Origin of the sequence: Paenibacillus faecalis, assembly GCF_900289175.1 — a bacterium.
In the GTDB taxonomy this organism is placed as follows: domain Bacteria; phylum Bacillota; class Bacilli; order Paenibacillales; family Paenibacillaceae; genus Paenibacillus_AQ; species Paenibacillus_AQ faecalis.
The window spans coordinates 1,235,469-1,251,572 of sequence record NZ_LT985747.1; the positions used below are offsets into that span (position 1 = coordinate 1,235,469).

Sequence of the window (16,104 nt, forward strand, 5' to 3'; positions counted from 1 at the left end):
ATCAGCCCCACTTACTTTTTTCGACTGAAATAGACGACAGATCCATCGTCCATATCAATTTGCCCCCCGACTCTTCCGTTATCATCCATATTTTTAGTTACCCATACGGTTACTCCATTAGGGCGATTTTTAAAAAACTCCTTTGTATACATACGCGGTAATGTAAAGTATCCAAATTTGTTAGGCAGATCATTTGTTATTGGACTTGCACTTAAAAAATCATAAACACCATTGTAGTAGTGATCCACATCAAACTGTTTAGATTTAGGATAAATCGTTATTTGCATAAACACAGGGTACAAACCTTTATGTTTAGTTAAAAAGTTTTTATCGCTATCATCTACAAAAAAGGGAGCATACACGCTTTTTTTGTCGTTCCAATTTTGCGTATTTACAGCGATCAGACGGTGAAATACGAGATTCCCTGCACCATTTCTAAAAGACTTCTTCTTTCCTGAAATATCAGTAAATGAGGTGTTCCCTGTAGTAAATGGTGTGACAAGTTCAAGATTTGTTTTTTTAGTCCCCACCATTCTCAATTCGTTCAAATCTGCAAATGATTCCGCTGATTTCGTACTCACTTTCTCGTATCGAGCTAGAATGACTGCCGCCTCGGCTCGTGTCGTTGTCTTGTTTGGACCAAAACTACCATCCGGATATCCTGCCATAAGTCCGGTACCAAGAACAACCGAGATATAAGGATAATCAGATTTATTCAAGCTACCCTTAAAATACTCAGCAACGGGAACCAAAGTATCCTTTGTATCGGAAAGAGCCTGCTTGAAATCTTCTTTGTTGGCAGCTAGACCGGAAGCCATCCACTTTGCCATTTCCCTTCGGGTCAAAGCAGTCCCAGGCTTAAAACCATTAGGGTAATCTTTCTTTGAAATAAAGCCCATACCGATCGCTTTTGCAACGGCGCTTTCTGCCCAGTGTCCTTTCAAATCCGAGAAATTTTCAAGCCCCTGAGTTGTAGGGTTATTGGATACTCTCGCCATTAACGCAGCAAATTCAGCGCGTGTAACTTTAGCATTTGGACGAAAGGTGCCGTCAGAATACCCTTTGAAATAGCCTTTGTTTACCGCCTTATAAATCGCGTCCTTTGCCCAATGGTTCGCCGGCACATCCTTAAATTTAAACGATGCGACGGCTTCTCCAGTACCGATGGATGGAAGTACACCGGTTATAGTCAATAGACCGGCAAGCAATCCTTTTACGATCACTTTCATTCATTTCACGCTCCCTAAAAATTGTAACCCCTTAAAATTCAGGGTGTTGCACTTAATCGCTTTCATAAATTAGGGAACTTCATCCCCTGAAAGCCTTCAAAAGTGCATAAGCCTACATCCTCACCATAGTAAAACTATGACTATATTATCATATATTATATTATTTTAGTATTATATACCTATCTCTTTCTAGTAAAATAGACACCCCCCCTCTTAAAACATCGCCTTTTTGAAAGATAAACCTGCTTTGTAGTCTGCATAAAAACCAAACTGGCGTACAACATATCCATCAAGAAAAAAAGCGGAGCCCACCGAGGTTTTCGGCAAGCTCCGCTTTATACGGTAGCAGGAAAGTATTTACATCAAGTCTAGCATTGCACCTCAAAAAAGTAAACTAAAATCTGACATCACCGATCCCAAACCATGGGTAGAAATTGGCGATCATATAGGATATACAAGCAGCTCCTGCCAGTAAAAGAACGATGAGGACATCATATACTGTAAAACGTGACACATAGTAATAGGTCCTATGTTTCCCGGTTTCCCCGTTAAACTTCTTCGCCTCCATCGCGGCAGCTACCCGGTGGGCCCTTCGGATACTTTGTGCCAAGAGTGGTACTGCATACATTCCGGCTCTGTGTACCGCCCCCTTAACTCCGCGAATCGGTCTGATCCCCCGAACCTGAAGCGCCTGACGTCGAACTACATATTCCTCCCACACCATGGGCAGAAGCCGGATGGAAGCCATGAAGCTGTAGGCATATTTGGGTGCAAGCTTCAACTTTTGCATCAATCCATAGAACAAAGCTACCGAGGACGTGGTCGTTACGAACAGAAGCCCCTCAGCTGCAAACGTAATTCCTTTAAAGCCCAGGTGCAACCCACGGTAAAAGCTTTCTTCTGTTACACGAAACAATCCCCACTGCCACCAAACATCCTCCCCCCGTCCAAACAGCATCATCGATGTGGAGGAAGATAGAAACGCGATGAGAAACGGGACGGATAACAGCAGCATTTTCGAAAGCTTTATACCGCTTAAAGCTAGCAGACATACGGTAAAAACAACAGCCTGATACAGTATAAAATCAATATCATGTGTCAGCACGGTCATTAAGAACAAACCCACCAGCACGCCAAGCTTGACGACAGGGTTCGCGCGATGCAGCCAGGTTAGCCTCTCCGGCTTCCAAAAACTCATGTTCTCACCCCCGATACCATCAACTGTCGTTCTTCCGAGCCCTCAACAGCTTCTCTGTCATCGATAATATCGGTCTTCAGCCTGTAAGAAGGCTGCTGTGAAACAATATTTCCCTTTCGGACTTCCCAAATATGAGTAGCCGCATTTTGGGCAATCTGCATCTCATGGGTGACCATCAGAATGGCTGTACCTGTTTCACGCAGTTCCTCACACATTTCCAGAATCGAGAACGTATTTCGCGCATCCTGCCCGAATGTTGGTTCATCGAGCAGGAGCACCTTCGGTTCACGAGCCATAGCAGTTGCAACGCTTAATCTGCGCTTTTGGCCGGTAGACAGCTGATACGGATGACGCTGCTCCATTCCGTCAAGCCCGAATCGCTTCAGGATGTCATATGCAACTGCCTCTGCTTCTTCGGTCGGCATTCCATCCACAAGCAGCGAGTAGGCCACTTCGTCCAGAGCTCGTTCAGTGACGAATTGAAGCTCTGGATTTTGAAATACAAAACCGATATGCCGCAGCATGGACTGCCGGAGTTTGCGCTCTTTTCGCTTGTTCCCTGTTGGAACCATATTTTCTCCAAGATGGTATCGCCCTTCGATCGGAAGCAAACCCATTAATCCGAGCAGGAAAGAGCTTTTTCCGGCTCCATTCGGTCCAATGACCGCTGTGAATTCACCCGGAAACAACTTCGCTTTATGGGCGGTTGCAACGGGCTGGCCTTTTCGCAATACCGTAAAATCATTCAATTCCAGCACTGGAATCAAGCTCCCTGTATGAGCCTGGTTGTCATCTCCGTCAGTCCAGTCCGTCATTCGATAAATATTGCGGCTATTCGTATTTTCGGGCATCTCCATCAGTGCTGATGATTTTAACGGCCTGAACGTTTTCGCCCCCGCCGGGGATTTAGCGTAGTCATCCCATACTCCCGGATACCAGATCCCGTATTCAACAAGCTCCTCCTGAAATGCCGAAAATACTGCCTCCGGCTTTCCCTCGCCCAAAATTGCACCATCCGGGCCAAACAGAACAACCCGGTCCACATACGCCGCCATTTCTTCAATCCGATGTTCCACAATAATGAGTGTCCGTCCATCCGAAACAGCTTTTACCGCCTCCCAAATCTGCTCACGGCCCTCCGGGTCCAGCAGCGCTGATGGCTCATCCAGAAACAGCACCTCCGGCTGAAGCAGCAGTGCAGATGCAAGGGCAAGACGCTGCTTCATCCCTTGGGAAAGATGAGCAATCGGTGTATGTAGATTATCCAGTTGCAAACCTACGGCGTTTAATGCTTCCTGCATCCGGCCTGTCATTTCCTCCTGCGGTACAGACTGGTTTTCCAGCACAAAGGCCAGCTCTTCATCTACATACGGCATACAAAACTGGGTATCCGGGTCTTGAAACACATACGCCCAGGAAGACGGAACTAGTTGATCCGAGCATTTCATAGGCACTTCAATAGCCTGTGGGATCATCCCGCTGAGCACCTGAAGCAGTGTTGATTTTCCACATCCGCTCGGTCCAAGCAGAAGTACCTTTTCCCCTTTTTCTGCAGCAAAAGAAAGATCTTTGAACACCAGCCTGTCTTCTCCCGGAAATTTCAGCCGCAAGCCCTCCACATACAAAGAACGTGATGCTCTTGCCCCGCTGCCAGCTCTTACAGCATGCTGATGATCTTGAGTCTCATACATCGCGGGAATCATCCAAAGCAGCATAATCCTTGGCTGAAGCAGGCCGCAGCAGAGAGGCTACCCCTGTCCGCTCCAACGCTTTGGCCAAAGCGAACATCAACAAACCGGCAATGATTGCGCCGCTTGCAATACGCATGCTGTACTTGGCAAGATACATCCATAGGACATAGCTGTCCGTATAAGCCATATAAATATCGACGAACATCGACCCGACCGCAGACGCTGCACCAGCTAAAGCAGCAGCCCAAGCCGTATAATTCCGGTAACGGAAAGCGGCAAAGACCAACTCAGCCCCCAAGCCCTGGATGAACCCATACAGAAGCATACTTAATCCCCATCCACTTCCGAATAGCACTTCAACATGAGCGGCCGCAAGCTCTGCAATCAACGCTACCCCGGGTTTGCGAATCAGCAGAAAAGCAAGCGTTGACGCTGCAAACCACATCCCGTACATCATCTCGTCCGCTTGGAAAAACAACGGCTTGAACAAGCCATATACCGATCCCCAGAAATGATAGACTACACCCAAAACGAGCGAGATCAAAATCGTGACGAGAATATCACTAAGCCGCAATCCCCTTCTTACATTTCCATTCATTTTGGCATTAACATTTGATTGCACCACAGTTTCTCCTCTCCAAAACTCATGATTTGATATAAACGCAAAAAAACCGTCTGGATAAATATGCGCAGACGGAAAATAAGCCCTACTTGGGTTCGGATATTCTCTACGCTGGCATTACCCAGTTCAGATTAACGGTCAGCAGCGGATAACATCTGCAGTCTCAGCCTGATTCACTCAAGCCCCCGTATTCCCTATTCGGTTTTATGCTGTCTCTAAAATACACCATACCTTCCTATGTTTGCAAGTCGCATTTTTCAAAAAACCCTTTTTATTGCTTTAGCCCTTATTCTATGTCAATATAAGGCAGTGTACGCATATTATCCAAAGTTGCTATTTGTTCATGCAAGAAAAAGGAGAATCGCATGGTAAAACAATTACTGAAGCTTATGACGGAGCTCTCCTCCCGAAAATGGTTATCCCGTATTATGGGCAGCTTTTCCCATAGCAGATGGAGCCGTTATTTAATACCAACGTTTATACGAATATATAAAATTCCCGCCCACGAGGCTGAAAAAGAAATACATGAATATCGGTCATTGAACGAGTTTTTCTCCCGCCGCCTAAAAATGGGCATGCGCAGCATCGATGATACAGCAGACGCCATGACCAGTCCTGTTGATGCCCTCATCACGGGCATGGGCCCTATCAAAGCGGGAACCATTCTGAACGTAAAGGGCCAGGACTACACGATTGACGAGCTGTTAAACCATTCCCCGCGGATGGGGAACTATCTGAACGGCTATGTATTTGTGCTGTATCTGAGTCCTACCGATTACCATCGGATTCATTCCCCTGTCACCGGCAAAAAAGCGGAAAGTGAGCATCTCCGCGGCAAAGTGTATCCGGTCAACGACTTCGCCTTGACCAACATTCGGAATGTGCTCAGCCGCAATGAAAGACTCATTACCTATATCGCTCATGAGCATGGGGAAGTAGCTGTCGTCAAGGTTGGAGCGATGAATGTCAGCAGCATACGTTATACGGACGAGAAAGCAAACGAATGGAATATCGGCGATGACCTCGCCTATTTCGAATTCGGCTCCACCGTCGTCCTGCTGACAGAGAACGAAACTTTTACGCCTCGCGGTGATCTGAAGGTAGGCGACAAGGTTAAGATGGGGGAACTGCTTGGTCTGCTTCACCATCCCTCTACCAAGGACTCCTGAGTTTCAACGCTTTCTGCTCAGCGTTTTCAATACAATACGCCGAAATATTCGATCTGGCAGCAAAAGTTTGGCAGCGGCGGTTAGACGAGTTCCCTTTGGCAGCCGATATCTGAAGCGGGGAAATTTCATCCCGGCGATTTCCCCTACCAGTTTGGCCACCTCAGCCGGATCACCGCTGTTTTCGGCCGTTGATTTTGAGAAATGGAGCACATCCTCCAGCATCGCCTGATAAGGCGAACCCTCTTGTCCGCTCATATCGCTGAACCCTTTATTCCAAATAGCGGTTCCATAAGCTCCTGGCTCAACCAATACGACGTCGATTCCAAACGGCTGAAGCTCCAAAGAGAGACATTCCCCAAGCCCTTCAATCGCGAATTTGGAAGAAGCGTATGGTCCATAGCCCGGAAATCCAACCACTCCGCTAATACTGCTCATCATAATGATCCGGCCTTTGCCTGTGCTGCGCATGAGCGGCAAAACAGCTTGCGTGACAGATACAGTTCCGAAAAAATTAACCTCCATCTGTCTCCTCCACGCTTCAAGCGGCACCTCCTCGACAAATCCGCCAATAGCCTCCCCCGCATTGTTCACCAGAAGATCCAGACGCCCCCATCGCTTTTCTATTTCAAGCGCAGCATCTGCAACCTGCTTCGGCTCGCATATATCCAGCTTCATCACATGAATTCGGTCTTTCACCCCTGCCTCCATCGCTAAACTGAGCAGCCGCTCCGAATCCTTCGGTCTTCGCATGCCTGCTGCCACCTGATATCCTAGCCGAGCCAGCTCCAGACAGATCAGGAGTCCGAAACCGCTGGACGTTCCGGTTACGAGCGCTGTTTTCCCTGTTAAATCCGCTATCATTTCATCCGTTTCTCCTTGAGTTCAGATATAGGTTAAAAAAAGCACCCCGTTATATCGGCCGATCAGGATCGCTCCTTTTTCGGGAAATAACGATGGTGCTATTGTCTATGTCGAATAAATTAAAACCACAAATTCAGTTCTGGCTTTATGTTTCTGGAACGGCGCAAGCGGTTTCTAAAAATGCCAAACCCTCCGCGGCTGCCAATGAGACTGCGTACCCGTCTTTTTGGGCTCATTGCAAAAATCCCCCTCTCTGTCTTCTCAGACCTTAATCAAATATATTACCCGCTGAAGTTCATCGTGAATCACAGCTGCTTTTTGATCAGCGAATTTCTGAAGGACTTTTCCCCGTATACTGCTTGAACTGACGGCTGAAGAAGAAAATATCCCTGTATCCCAGGGCGTCCGCCACCTCCGTCACATTCATGCCCTGATGGAGCAATAAATGTTGGGCGCGTTCTATCCTCATCTTGATAATATATGACTGCACCGGCGTACCGATCAGCTCCTTAAACTTAATCGAAAAATAACGGGGAGACAACCCGGCCCGTGCAGCCAAAGCTTCAACACGATGGGGTAAACCGGGATGCAATCGGACGTAATTGGCAATCTCGTGTATGACTTCATTTAGATGATTGCTCGATTTTTTAATAATCGGTGTATCTCGATCTTCCCGGAGCAGGTAAATCATCAGCTGTTTTAAAATGATCTGTCCCTCTTCCTCGGCACCGTAAGGTTGATCAAGATACAGCCGAACGTATCTAGCAAGCAAATATTCAAAATCCATCGTCTCATTCAGCCTTCGGTACGATGCCGGCACCTCACTGACCGGTTCTGTAATATCAAAATGAATATAAGTTAGAACCAAAGGCTTCTGAGGGTTATGTGTCGCACTCGTATAATCACCGGGGGTAAACAGAAAGCAGCTTCCTTTCCCTACCTCAAACGGCTTGTCATTCAGCACTACCGTACCTTCTCCACTCCATACGTAAAACAAATCGTAATTTTGCATCGGCTTCTCGCGCTTTTGCCATTTCCACCCTGGCTCACAGGCGATTTTGGCCAAGGCGGGCTTGATGATAAAAGAAGACGGCGATGCGTTCAGCATCACGTCACTCCCCCTTGTCTCTCCAAAATTAATCTGTTTCTTTTCTGCACATTGATACTCTTTCATGATACTCTTTTTTTACTACTTTTGCATGTCCTCCCATGCCAGAGCCATTCGATCAACACCTTTTTCAATTTGCTCCTCGTTCAAATGAGAGAAACCGAAGCAGGCTGATGGCGAACCAGGTGAGAGCCGGTATACCGCCGCATCCCTGAATTCCACGCCTCTCTTGCTCGCAGCCTCCTTGAAAAGATCATATTTGACATTATCGTGAAGCCACGTCGCAAAGACATGCAGACCAGCATCCCCCGGCTCAAGCTGAAACAGATGTGACGCCTTTTTCTCCATCTGACTCCGGAAAAAACGGTGCCGCCCTCCATACAACCGGGTCATCCGGCGCAAATGGCGGCTATATCCACCCTTAAATATAAAACGAGCCAAGGCCCGCTGCTCCAGCAGCGCTGATGTGACCGGCTCATACAATGACTTTGCAGCAATTACCGGCTTCACCAGCGGTTTTGGAAGAACAGCGTATCCCAGGCGCAAGTCGAAGAACATCGTTTTGGAAAAAGAACCGATATAAATCACATGTCCTCCGTCATCCAATGCTTTGAGCGGCTCCATCGGGCGGCCTCCCCAGCGAAATTCGCTATCGTAGTCATCCTCAATAATCATTCCTTGATGATGACTTGCCCATCTCAACAGCTCTCTGCGCCGTTCTAAAGACAGCACTGCTCCGGTTGGATATTGGCGGCTCGGAGTAACAAATAACAGCCGTGCTCTTTTTTGAATGACTGCTTGGGGATAACATGATATCTGACACTCGCTGTCCCCATGTCGATAAAACCGGGCTGCTGTGTACATCTTCAATGTCATGAGTAGCAAGCGAAGCTCCCTTGGCCACATAAGTCCCGCTGCCGATCTTCGTAAACACAAAGCCTTCGGCAAGAAGCATGTCATAACTCTGGGCAACCGCTCCCCGCGACAACCCATATTGACGGGAAAGTTCGCGTGTGGCAGGAAGCCTTGTCCCCTCAGACAGCATCCCTTCTACAATCGCATCCCGTAAAGCATGATATAAAGCCAAATATTTATATCTGTATTTCTTCAAATAGGAATCAATCGCTAAACCTAGCTCCATGAAAAATCTCCCTTTTTAATAATTGGACTTATAAAATTAATGTATATTGGCTCTTTTTTCTTGTCAATTTTCCCCATATGCTAAGAGGAAGCGATAGACGAAGGGGAGATTGATAGCTATGCGAAGAAGTGAGTTTATGATGGATAATCCAGAGGAAGTGGAGCAATTCTTAGCAGAAATGAGTTTCGGGTTTCTCGGTACGGTAGATGAAGCCGGATGCCCGCGAGTGACTCCTCTTAATTTCGTGTTTGTGGAAGGAGCCTATTATTTTCATGGATGCCCTTACAGCCGAACTGATATGCAAGTACCATCCCACCCTTTCAAATCAGCCAAAAGCTTAACCTTTTTCCGTGACGCTTTGATGGTGAAGTGATATAATGTTAGGCGATGAATTGTTAATGAGAGATACTGCACCTTAACCAAGGTATTCGGAAGGATGGAATCAACTCATGAACTCAATGGCTGAACAACTGAACGAAAACATTAAAAAAGGAAACCCTCACGTGTATGACATGCTGTCCAATCTCGGGAGAGAAATTTACTTCCCTAAAGAGGGCATTCTGAGTCAATCGGCGGAAGCATCCAGTCATGCCAAAACATATAACGCCACGATCGGTATTGCCACAGAAGGCGGAGTTCCGATGCATTTGGGAGTCATCCAGGACAAACTGTCGGCATTCCAGCCGAAGGACCTTTACAGCTATGCCCCGCCTGCCGGAAAGCCTGAGCTTCGCTCCATCTGGCGGAGCAAGATGATTCAAGATAATCCGTCTCTTGAAGGCAAAAGCTTCAGCAACCCGGTTGCTACCAACGCTCTGACCCACGGACTGAGCATCGTTGCAGACTTGTTCGTCAATGAAGGCGATGCGATCGTTTATCCAGATAAGAACTGGGAGAACTATGAGCTCACTTTTGGTATCCGCCGTCATGGTGTTACCGTAAATTATCCTCTCTTTACAGAAGATATGAAATTTAATGCAGAGGGTCTTCGTGAAGCGCTCCTAAGCCAAAAGGACAAAGGCAAAGCGATCGTGCTGCTGAACTTCCCGAACAATCCGACAGGTTATACGCCAGGAATAGAGGAAGGTGAGGCGATCGTCGCCGCCATTCACGAAGCTGCTGAAGCCGGTATTAACATTGTTGCCGTCACAGATGACGCCTACTTTGGCCTGTTCTTCGAAGATTCACTGAAAGAATCTCTCTTCGGCCGTCTTTCCGATCTTCATCCGCGTGTGCTTGCGATAAAGGTTGACGGTGCAACCAAAGAAGAGTTTGTATGGGGCTTCCGGGTTGGCTTTATCACTTATGCAGGTGAAGACCAAGACATGTTGAACGCTCTGGAGCAGAAGACACTCGGAATCATTCGGGCAACGATCTCAAGCGGTCCCCATCCTTCCCAGACCTTCTTGCTTGATGCCATGAAATCACCAGACTTTCGTCAACAGCAGCAAGAGAAGTTCAACATCATGAAGGGCCGTGCGAACAAGGTTAAATCCCTTCTCGACAGCGGCAAGTATGGTGATGTATGGGAATATTATCCGTTCAACTCCGGATACTTCATGTGTCTTAAACTGAACGGCGTTTCAGCCGAAAAGCTGCGCACACATTTGATTTATGAATATGGTGTGGGAACGATCGCCCTGGGCGAGCATGATCTCCGGATTGCGTTCTCCTGTATCGAAGAAGAACACTTGGAAGACATGTTTGATCTGATTTACAAAGGCATTCAGGACTTGAAGCAAGCTTAAGGTTTAAAAATATATGAGACTGTCCCCTAGCGGGATGAAATAAACTCCCCTTAAAGCAGACCGGCTTAATAAATAAACCGATGCTTAAGGGGAGTTTTGCTTGATATAAACACTTGCCCATACCACCTGGACACTCGACTACATACAATACCGTGTATCAACAACAACCTGGTTGGTGAAAGGGGAATGAATTATGGGTAAAGTTGAAGAAACCAGACATTGCGGGTGCGGAGGATACGCCGGTCACGGCAGTCACGGAAGTGTAGGAATCATTCTAGTCCTTTTTATCCTTCTCGTCATCATCGTTCGTTCCTACTGGATTTAAAAAGCAGCAAAATCCCGTCAATAAATTGAAGAAAGCGCCCCATGAGGCGCCTTGTCTTCAAATTTATAAATCATCCTCATCTACTTTCCGCCCTTTTCGTATAGCGGCAGAACGAAACAGGATCACAAGCAATACACCGCTGATCCCCGTTCCAAATACGAGACCCGGCGCGCTGGAAAGTGAGGCCAGCAGCGGAAGCCACATCAGAATTGCCCATAACAGCTGTACCTGGAACACGAGCTTTATCTCATTTATCCGGCGCGAGCCTTCAGGTAAAGGATATACATGCAGCCAGAAGGACTCTTGATGGAGTTTGCGAAGTGATGAGAGCTGAAGGCCCGCTATCATCAAACTGACCAAGTAAACCGCGCTGGAAGCCACACTGTCACGTGTCCACCAAACGAGCAGTGCTCCAAGGACACCTACACGGATCAAAATGCCAAAGACATCGCTTCGAATCAGGCTTTTGACCAGCAGATACCGATATGCGGTATCCTTGCGCCAAGGAATCGTCCGTCCAAAGCGGGACAGCCATTTCCGGGCATACACCCGCTGTTCCCGCTGAGGTACGTTGACGAACCAGCTTAATATCATCATGACCCGAGCGTCCTGCCTTTTCTCTACTTGAATGAGCCACTCCCAGGCTACTTTATGCTTTGCCGGAACAGCCAAGGCAGCGAAGTAAGCCGCACTGATCAGAATGATAAATATAAGACTGCGCAAATTTGGATACCACAGCCATGATGCAATGGCGAGCACAATGACAGCCCAGCGCAGCGCCCGGTATGCTGCAGCCGTGTTCCGCTGCGTCATAGCGAGCTCCTTCCAGCTTCCGTAACTGGAGAGAAGTTTCAATCCGACAAGCACAAGAATAGTAGCACCCAGCGACTTGGGGGAAAGATCACTGCGCGTATATAGAGGCCATAAAATAAACACCGCAAGGATTAGACCGGCTATTTTGTAAATCGTGCCCCCAACCCATCCCTTGGCAAAATACTCATTCATCCTGGCCTCCTGCGGCATTAAGAACACCGTATCCGCAGGCTGCAGATACGTGCGCACGCTGCTGTTAACCGTCAACGGAAATAAAACCGCAAGCATGATCCAGCGAATCGGCAGTTCCGGCGGGATATTTTGCACAAGCGAGGTGTACCACGCCGAAAAAGCAATGATCACAAACAAGAAGACTACCGCAACACCGCTCTGAATAACATATCCGAGATATGGAAACACCTTTCCCCAAAACTGACTTCGTCTCTTGGCAAATAACTCTCGCAGGTTCATCCGCCATTCCCGCCTTGAATCAGGGCATAGAACAACTCTTCCAGCGGAAGTCCCGGATTTCCGGCCTGCTCGGCCACTTCCTCAAGCGTTCCTTGCGCTATAATGTTACCGTGGTGCAGCACGATAAACCGATCACAATAATTCTCAATCGTCGATAAAATATGTGAGCTGAGCAGTACCGAAGAACCGGCTGCCTTCAGTTCAAGCATAAAATCCAGAAGAGAACGAATGCCGAGCGGGTCGAGGCCCAAAAACGGCTCATCAATAATGTAAAGAGATGGCCTTGCGACAAAGGCACACATAATCATTACCTTCTGCCGCATCCCTTTGGATAGATGTGACGACAAGCTGTCCATCTTCTCCTCCATATTGAACATACTGGAAAGCTGCGCTGCACGCCGCTCATAATCCTCACGGGAAACACCATAGGATCTTGCTGTAAATTCAAGATGTTCCCTTACTGTCATTTCCTCATAGAGAAGCGGTGCCTCCGGTACAAAGGCAATTGCACTATGATAAGCCTCGGCGTTCTCATTCCGTGTATGGCCCTGGACTCGAATCTCTCCCTTTTGCGAATTCATAAGTCCGAGGATATGCTTCATCGTTGTACTCTTGCCCGCTCCGTTCAGCCCGATCAAACCTACCATCTCTCCGGGTTTTACATCAAAAGAAATGTCATGCAGCACTGGACGATTCAAGCTGTAGCCCCCGGTCAATCCTTGGACAGATAATACCGGCTTCTCTTTCATTCCTCTTCACCCCATTTTCAATAAAAAATGCAGACGCTATCCGCGCGGAGGCTTATTCTTCAGCCACTTCGGTGCGCCCTTGTTCTTGCGATCGCGCATGCGCTCACTTTGCCGTTCTTGCGAAGCCTTGCCAGATGAACCTCTGGTACTCGGCTTGCCCATAGCCTTCACTTGGTTCCCACGGCTTGAACGAGCGGCTTTCTCTTTTGCGGCTCCCTTCACAACATCTTCGCCTAGGGGACGTCCGCTGCCTGAAGTGAATGCCTTCGGGGATCGCACTTTACCGCCATACATCGCTTTTTCCTCAATGGTAATGCCTAGCTCACGGTTAAACTTTCGCATAATAAACGTTTGTCGATCTGTTACAAGTGAGATGACCGTACCGCTGCGCCCCATCCGCCCCGTTCGGCCCGCACGGTGAGTGTAATGCTCGGCATCCATCGGAGGATCGTAATTAATGACCATAGACAACCCCTCGATATCAAGTCCTCTTGCCGCAACATCACTAGCAACAAGCAGCTGTGTTCGTCCTTCCCGGAAATCGCTTAACACCCGACTGCGTGTCATTTTGTCTGCGTCTCCATATAAAGCCGCGGCTTTAAAGCCCAAATAATTCAGCTTCGCCTCAACTTCAGCAAGATCATTGATTTCGTTCACAAACACAAGCACCCGTTCCGGCTGATAGTGACGAACGATACGGCGCACCATATCTATGCGATCCCGCTCCTCACATACAAAGTAGTAATGCTCCAGCACACTTGGTGTCCGCAGCTCAGGATCGATGCCGATCTCAACGGGCTGATCCATCTCGCGCTTAACCAGAGCAGCTGTTTCCGGGCTAACCGTAGCCGACAGAAAGACAAGCTGTCGGTCACGCATCGCACTTCGCAAAATCCGCTCCACATCGTCAGATGCTCCAAGATGAAACACCTGATCCACTTCGTCAATCACGATGGTGGTAACTTCATGCATTTTTAGCTTTTTGATTTCAATCAGCTCGCGTACCCGGCCCGGCGTACCGACAATCAGCTGAGGACGCAGCTTCAACTTGTCCAGCTGCCGCTTGACCGATGCTCCTCCAATCAGACCCAACACGCCGATTCCTCTTGGCCCTCCATATCGCTCGCCCTCCCGTACAATCTGGATTGCAAGCTCTTGCGTTGGTGCAAGTATTACTTTTTGAACCGCTTTACTGTCAGGGTCAATGCTCTGCAGCAACGGCAGCAAGTACGCCAATGTCTTGCCCGTTCCCGTCTGGGAAGTGGCCAGAACATCCTTGCCCTCCAATACATGCGGGATCGTTTCAGCCTGTACCGCGGAAGGCGTATGTATACCAAACTCAGCCAAGCGATCGGCCAAATCCTCTGCTATACCGAGGTTTATAAATGTAGTAGAAGTCATAGTTCGCCATCCTTTATCTTTGAGTCTTGTTCACACTCACGTTTCATTATATGCTAAAACAGAGTTCTCACCAAATGAAACTCCATCATGATAAGAAAATTAAAAAGGCGGCTCCCTAAGAGCCCGCCCATAGCATACATATATGATTTTCGTTATTTTTTATTCATCCAGCGGTAGGACAGCCGATCAGCCAGACGCGGAAACAAATTGTATAGTCTTATTCCTGCCCCGGCCAAGCGTGGAAGATCAACCTCATCCATTCGCTTTTGAATCAGTTTAACGATACGCCTGGATACATATTCGGGCTTCATCATAAACCAGCCTACATTTTTCACATAACCGCCGCTTGGGTCGGCAAGCGAAAAGAACGGTGTATCAATCGGCCCTGGATTGACCGCAGAGACCGTAATGCCTGTCCCCCGAAGCTCTTGGCGCAATGAATTGGTCAGACCGAGCACCGCATGCTTGGTAGCTGAATAGGCTGTTGATTTGGCGGAGCCGATCTTACCTGCCATCGAAGCCACATTTACGATCTGTCCGCTTTTCCGCTGCAGCATACCGGGAAGAACCGCTTGTGTACACCGCACAACTCCCATATAATTCACGTCCATCATATCTTCGAACTGTTCCTCTGGCATGTCCGTAAACGTTTCGAAAACACCGTACCCCGCATTATTCAGAAGCACATCCACCCTGCCGTGGGTTTCATAGATCCGATCAAATACGCTTCTAACCTGTTCCGTATTCCGTACGTCGAGTAAAACAAGCTCATGCGGCCCATTCAAACGGCTGCCGACCTGTTCCAATCGTTCTTCCGATCGACCTGCAAGAACCACATAAGCCCCTTCATTCGAGAGCATCTCTGCCGTTACCGCACCGATGCCGCTGGAGGCTCCCGTAACGACAATGATTTTATTTTCAAGCATCATTTCTTCTTCCTCTCTGCAGTCCGAGCGGTTGAAACCTTTTCGTTTCCTACCAGATGTAGAAGACTGCTGTGATGAATCTATTTTAAGAAATCATGACTTGAATATCCAATTCACCGATTCCGTCCATAGTTAGAGGGATGCTGAGCGCTTTTTTCCGGGAAAAGTTCGTTAAATTAGACGATCGCATCACCTTTGGAGGTGTAATGTCCACATTAACGCCTTGATTGGACAAAATCGTGCTCGCATTCCCGCTGATCATGTTGCCGAGCTCCGAAATGGCGCTCTGCCCCATCTCGTCCATCTCGGTCAGTATGTATCCGCCCATCATAACAGAAACTATACGCAGGGCAACCTGCTCTTTCAGTCCAAATACGATATCTCCGTTCATTTGACCTGTCATTCCGATCTGAATCCATATATGATTATCGATTAATGTAATTTCTTGAACCCGCAGATTGCCCGTTGAAGGTGAAACCTGTATGACCTGTTCAATGACGTGACACGCGGATTCTAAAAAAGGATTGATGACTTCCGCTTTCATTCCCGATTTATCTCCTTTCACTAGGTTGATGGCCCAGGGTGCTAAAGTCCTAAAGTGTTAAAAATTAAACTAATGCTATTATAAAGGATACCCTATAATAAATCATCA

General features: G+C 47.8%; 17 protein-coding genes and 1 riboswitch. Of the genes, 4 read left to right on the plus strand and 13 right to left on the minus strand.

Features of this window, described 5'->3' with window-relative positions:
* Positions 1-11: 11 nt before the first annotated feature.
* The 4 genes from C8268_RS05990 to C8268_RS06005 all read right to left on the minus strand — a co-directional run bounded on the left by C8268_RS05990 (position 12) and on the right by C8268_RS06005 (position 4,716).
* Positions 12-1,229, minus strand: coding sequence for an S-layer homology domain-containing protein (locus C8268_RS05990; RefSeq protein WP_106766837.1), 1,218 nt, complete (start codon positions 1,227-1,229; stop codon positions 12-14).
* Between the two features lie 394 nt (positions 1,230-1,623).
* Positions 1,624-2,427 (minus strand): energy-coupling factor transporter transmembrane component T family protein, encoded by an 804-nt coding sequence (locus C8268_RS05995; protein ID WP_106766838.1) that lies wholly within the window; start codon positions 2,425-2,427, stop codon positions 1,624-1,626.
* Positions 2,424-4,118, minus strand: coding sequence for an ABC transporter ATP-binding protein (locus C8268_RS06000; RefSeq protein WP_106766839.1), 1,695 nt, complete (start codon positions 4,116-4,118; stop codon positions 2,424-2,426). The genes C8268_RS05995 and C8268_RS06000 overlap by 4 nt, the downstream gene beginning before the upstream one ends.
* On the minus strand, positions 4,111-4,716 hold the full coding sequence (locus tag C8268_RS06005) for an ECF transporter S component (RefSeq protein ID WP_106769856.1): 606 nt from the start codon (positions 4,714-4,716) through the stop codon (positions 4,111-4,113). Before C8268_RS06005 ends, C8268_RS06000 begins: the two co-directional genes overlap by 8 nt.
* A 110-nt stretch (positions 4,717-4,826) precedes the next feature.
* A riboswitch (TPP riboswitch) is annotated at positions 4,827-4,939 on the minus strand.
* 166 nt (positions 4,940-5,105) lie between these two features.
* Between C8268_RS06005 and asd the strand changes: the two genes are divergently transcribed.
* Entirely contained in the window at positions 5,106-5,909 is an 804-nt protein-coding gene (gene asd, locus C8268_RS06010; RefSeq protein ID WP_106766840.1) for an archaetidylserine decarboxylase, read from the plus strand.
* A gap of 3 nt (positions 5,910-5,912) precedes the next feature.
* Here asd and C8268_RS06015 read toward each other — a convergent pair whose 3' ends face one another.
* The 4 genes from C8268_RS06015 to C8268_RS23415 form a co-directional block, all read right to left on the minus strand.
* Positions 5,913-6,770: an SDR family oxidoreductase gene (locus C8268_RS06015; protein WP_106766841.1), complete on the minus strand. Its 858-nt coding sequence runs from the start codon at positions 6,768-6,770 to the stop codon at positions 5,913-5,915.
* A 322-nt stretch (positions 6,771-7,092) separates the two neighbouring features.
* Complete coding sequence (locus C8268_RS06020) at positions 7,093-7,878, minus strand: helix-turn-helix domain-containing protein (RefSeq protein WP_106766842.1); 786 nt, start codon at positions 7,876-7,878, stop codon at positions 7,093-7,095.
* Between the two features lie 81 nt (positions 7,879-7,959).
* A complete protein-coding gene (locus C8268_RS23410) occupies positions 7,960-8,610 on the minus strand; it encodes an aminotransferase-like domain-containing protein (RefSeq protein ID WP_337441784.1) in 651 nt (216 codons plus the stop codon).
* Positions 8,543-9,019, minus strand: a complete 477-nt coding sequence (locus C8268_RS23415; protein ID WP_337441785.1) for a winged helix-turn-helix domain-containing protein — start codon at positions 9,017-9,019, stop codon at positions 8,543-8,545. Before C8268_RS23415 ends, C8268_RS23410 begins: the two co-directional genes overlap by 68 nt.
* A 118-nt stretch (positions 9,020-9,137) precedes the next feature.
* Here C8268_RS23415 and C8268_RS23310 point away from each other — a divergent pair, with 118 nt between their 5' ends.
* The 3 genes from C8268_RS23310 to C8268_RS06040 all read left to right on the plus strand — a co-directional run bounded on the left by C8268_RS23310 (position 9,138) and on the right by C8268_RS06040 (position 11,092).
* Positions 9,138-9,392 carry a pyridoxamine 5'-phosphate oxidase family protein gene (locus C8268_RS23310; RefSeq protein ID WP_106766843.1) on the plus strand — a complete coding sequence of 85 codons (255 nt, stop codon included), beginning with the start codon at positions 9,138-9,140 and terminating at the stop codon, positions 9,390-9,392.
* 76 nt (positions 9,393-9,468) lie between these two features.
* On the plus strand, positions 9,469-10,767 hold the full coding sequence (locus C8268_RS06035) for an aminotransferase class I/II-fold pyridoxal phosphate-dependent enzyme (protein WP_106766844.1): 1,299 nt from the start codon (positions 9,469-9,471) through the stop codon (positions 10,765-10,767).
* A 193-nt stretch (positions 10,768-10,960) separates the two neighbouring features.
* Positions 10,961-11,092, plus strand: coding sequence for a sporulation protein YjcZ (locus tag C8268_RS06040; protein ID WP_106766845.1), 132 nt, complete (start codon positions 10,961-10,963; stop codon positions 11,090-11,092).
* 63 nt (positions 11,093-11,155) lie between these two features.
* On the opposite strand, the gene C8268_RS06045 is transcribed toward C8268_RS06040, so the two are convergent.
* The 5 genes from C8268_RS06045 to C8268_RS06065 all read right to left on the minus strand — a co-directional run bounded on the left by C8268_RS06045 (position 11,156) and on the right by C8268_RS06065 (position 15,996).
* Positions 11,156-12,376: an ABC transporter permease gene (locus C8268_RS06045; protein ID WP_106766846.1), complete on the minus strand. Its 1,221-nt coding sequence runs from the start codon at positions 12,374-12,376 to the stop codon at positions 11,156-11,158.
* Positions 12,373-13,125, minus strand: a complete 753-nt coding sequence (locus tag C8268_RS06050; protein ID WP_106766847.1) for an ABC transporter ATP-binding protein — start codon at positions 13,123-13,125, stop codon at positions 12,373-12,375. The genes C8268_RS06045 and C8268_RS06050 overlap by 4 nt, the downstream gene beginning before the upstream one ends.
* 36 nt (positions 13,126-13,161) lie before the next feature.
* Positions 13,162-14,526 carry a DEAD/DEAH box helicase gene (locus C8268_RS06055; protein WP_106766848.1) on the minus strand — a complete coding sequence of 455 codons (1,365 nt, stop codon included), beginning with the start codon at positions 14,524-14,526 and terminating at the stop codon, positions 13,162-13,164.
* A gap of 152 nt (positions 14,527-14,678) precedes the next feature.
* A complete protein-coding gene (locus C8268_RS06060) occupies positions 14,679-15,455 on the minus strand; it encodes an SDR family NAD(P)-dependent oxidoreductase (protein WP_106766849.1) in 777 nt (258 codons plus the stop codon).
* Positions 15,456-15,537: 82 nt separating this feature from the next.
* Complete coding sequence (locus tag C8268_RS06065) at positions 15,538-15,996, minus strand: chemotaxis protein CheX (RefSeq protein ID WP_106766850.1); 459 nt, start codon at positions 15,994-15,996, stop codon at positions 15,538-15,540.
* Positions 15,997-16,104: the final 108 nt, after the last annotated feature.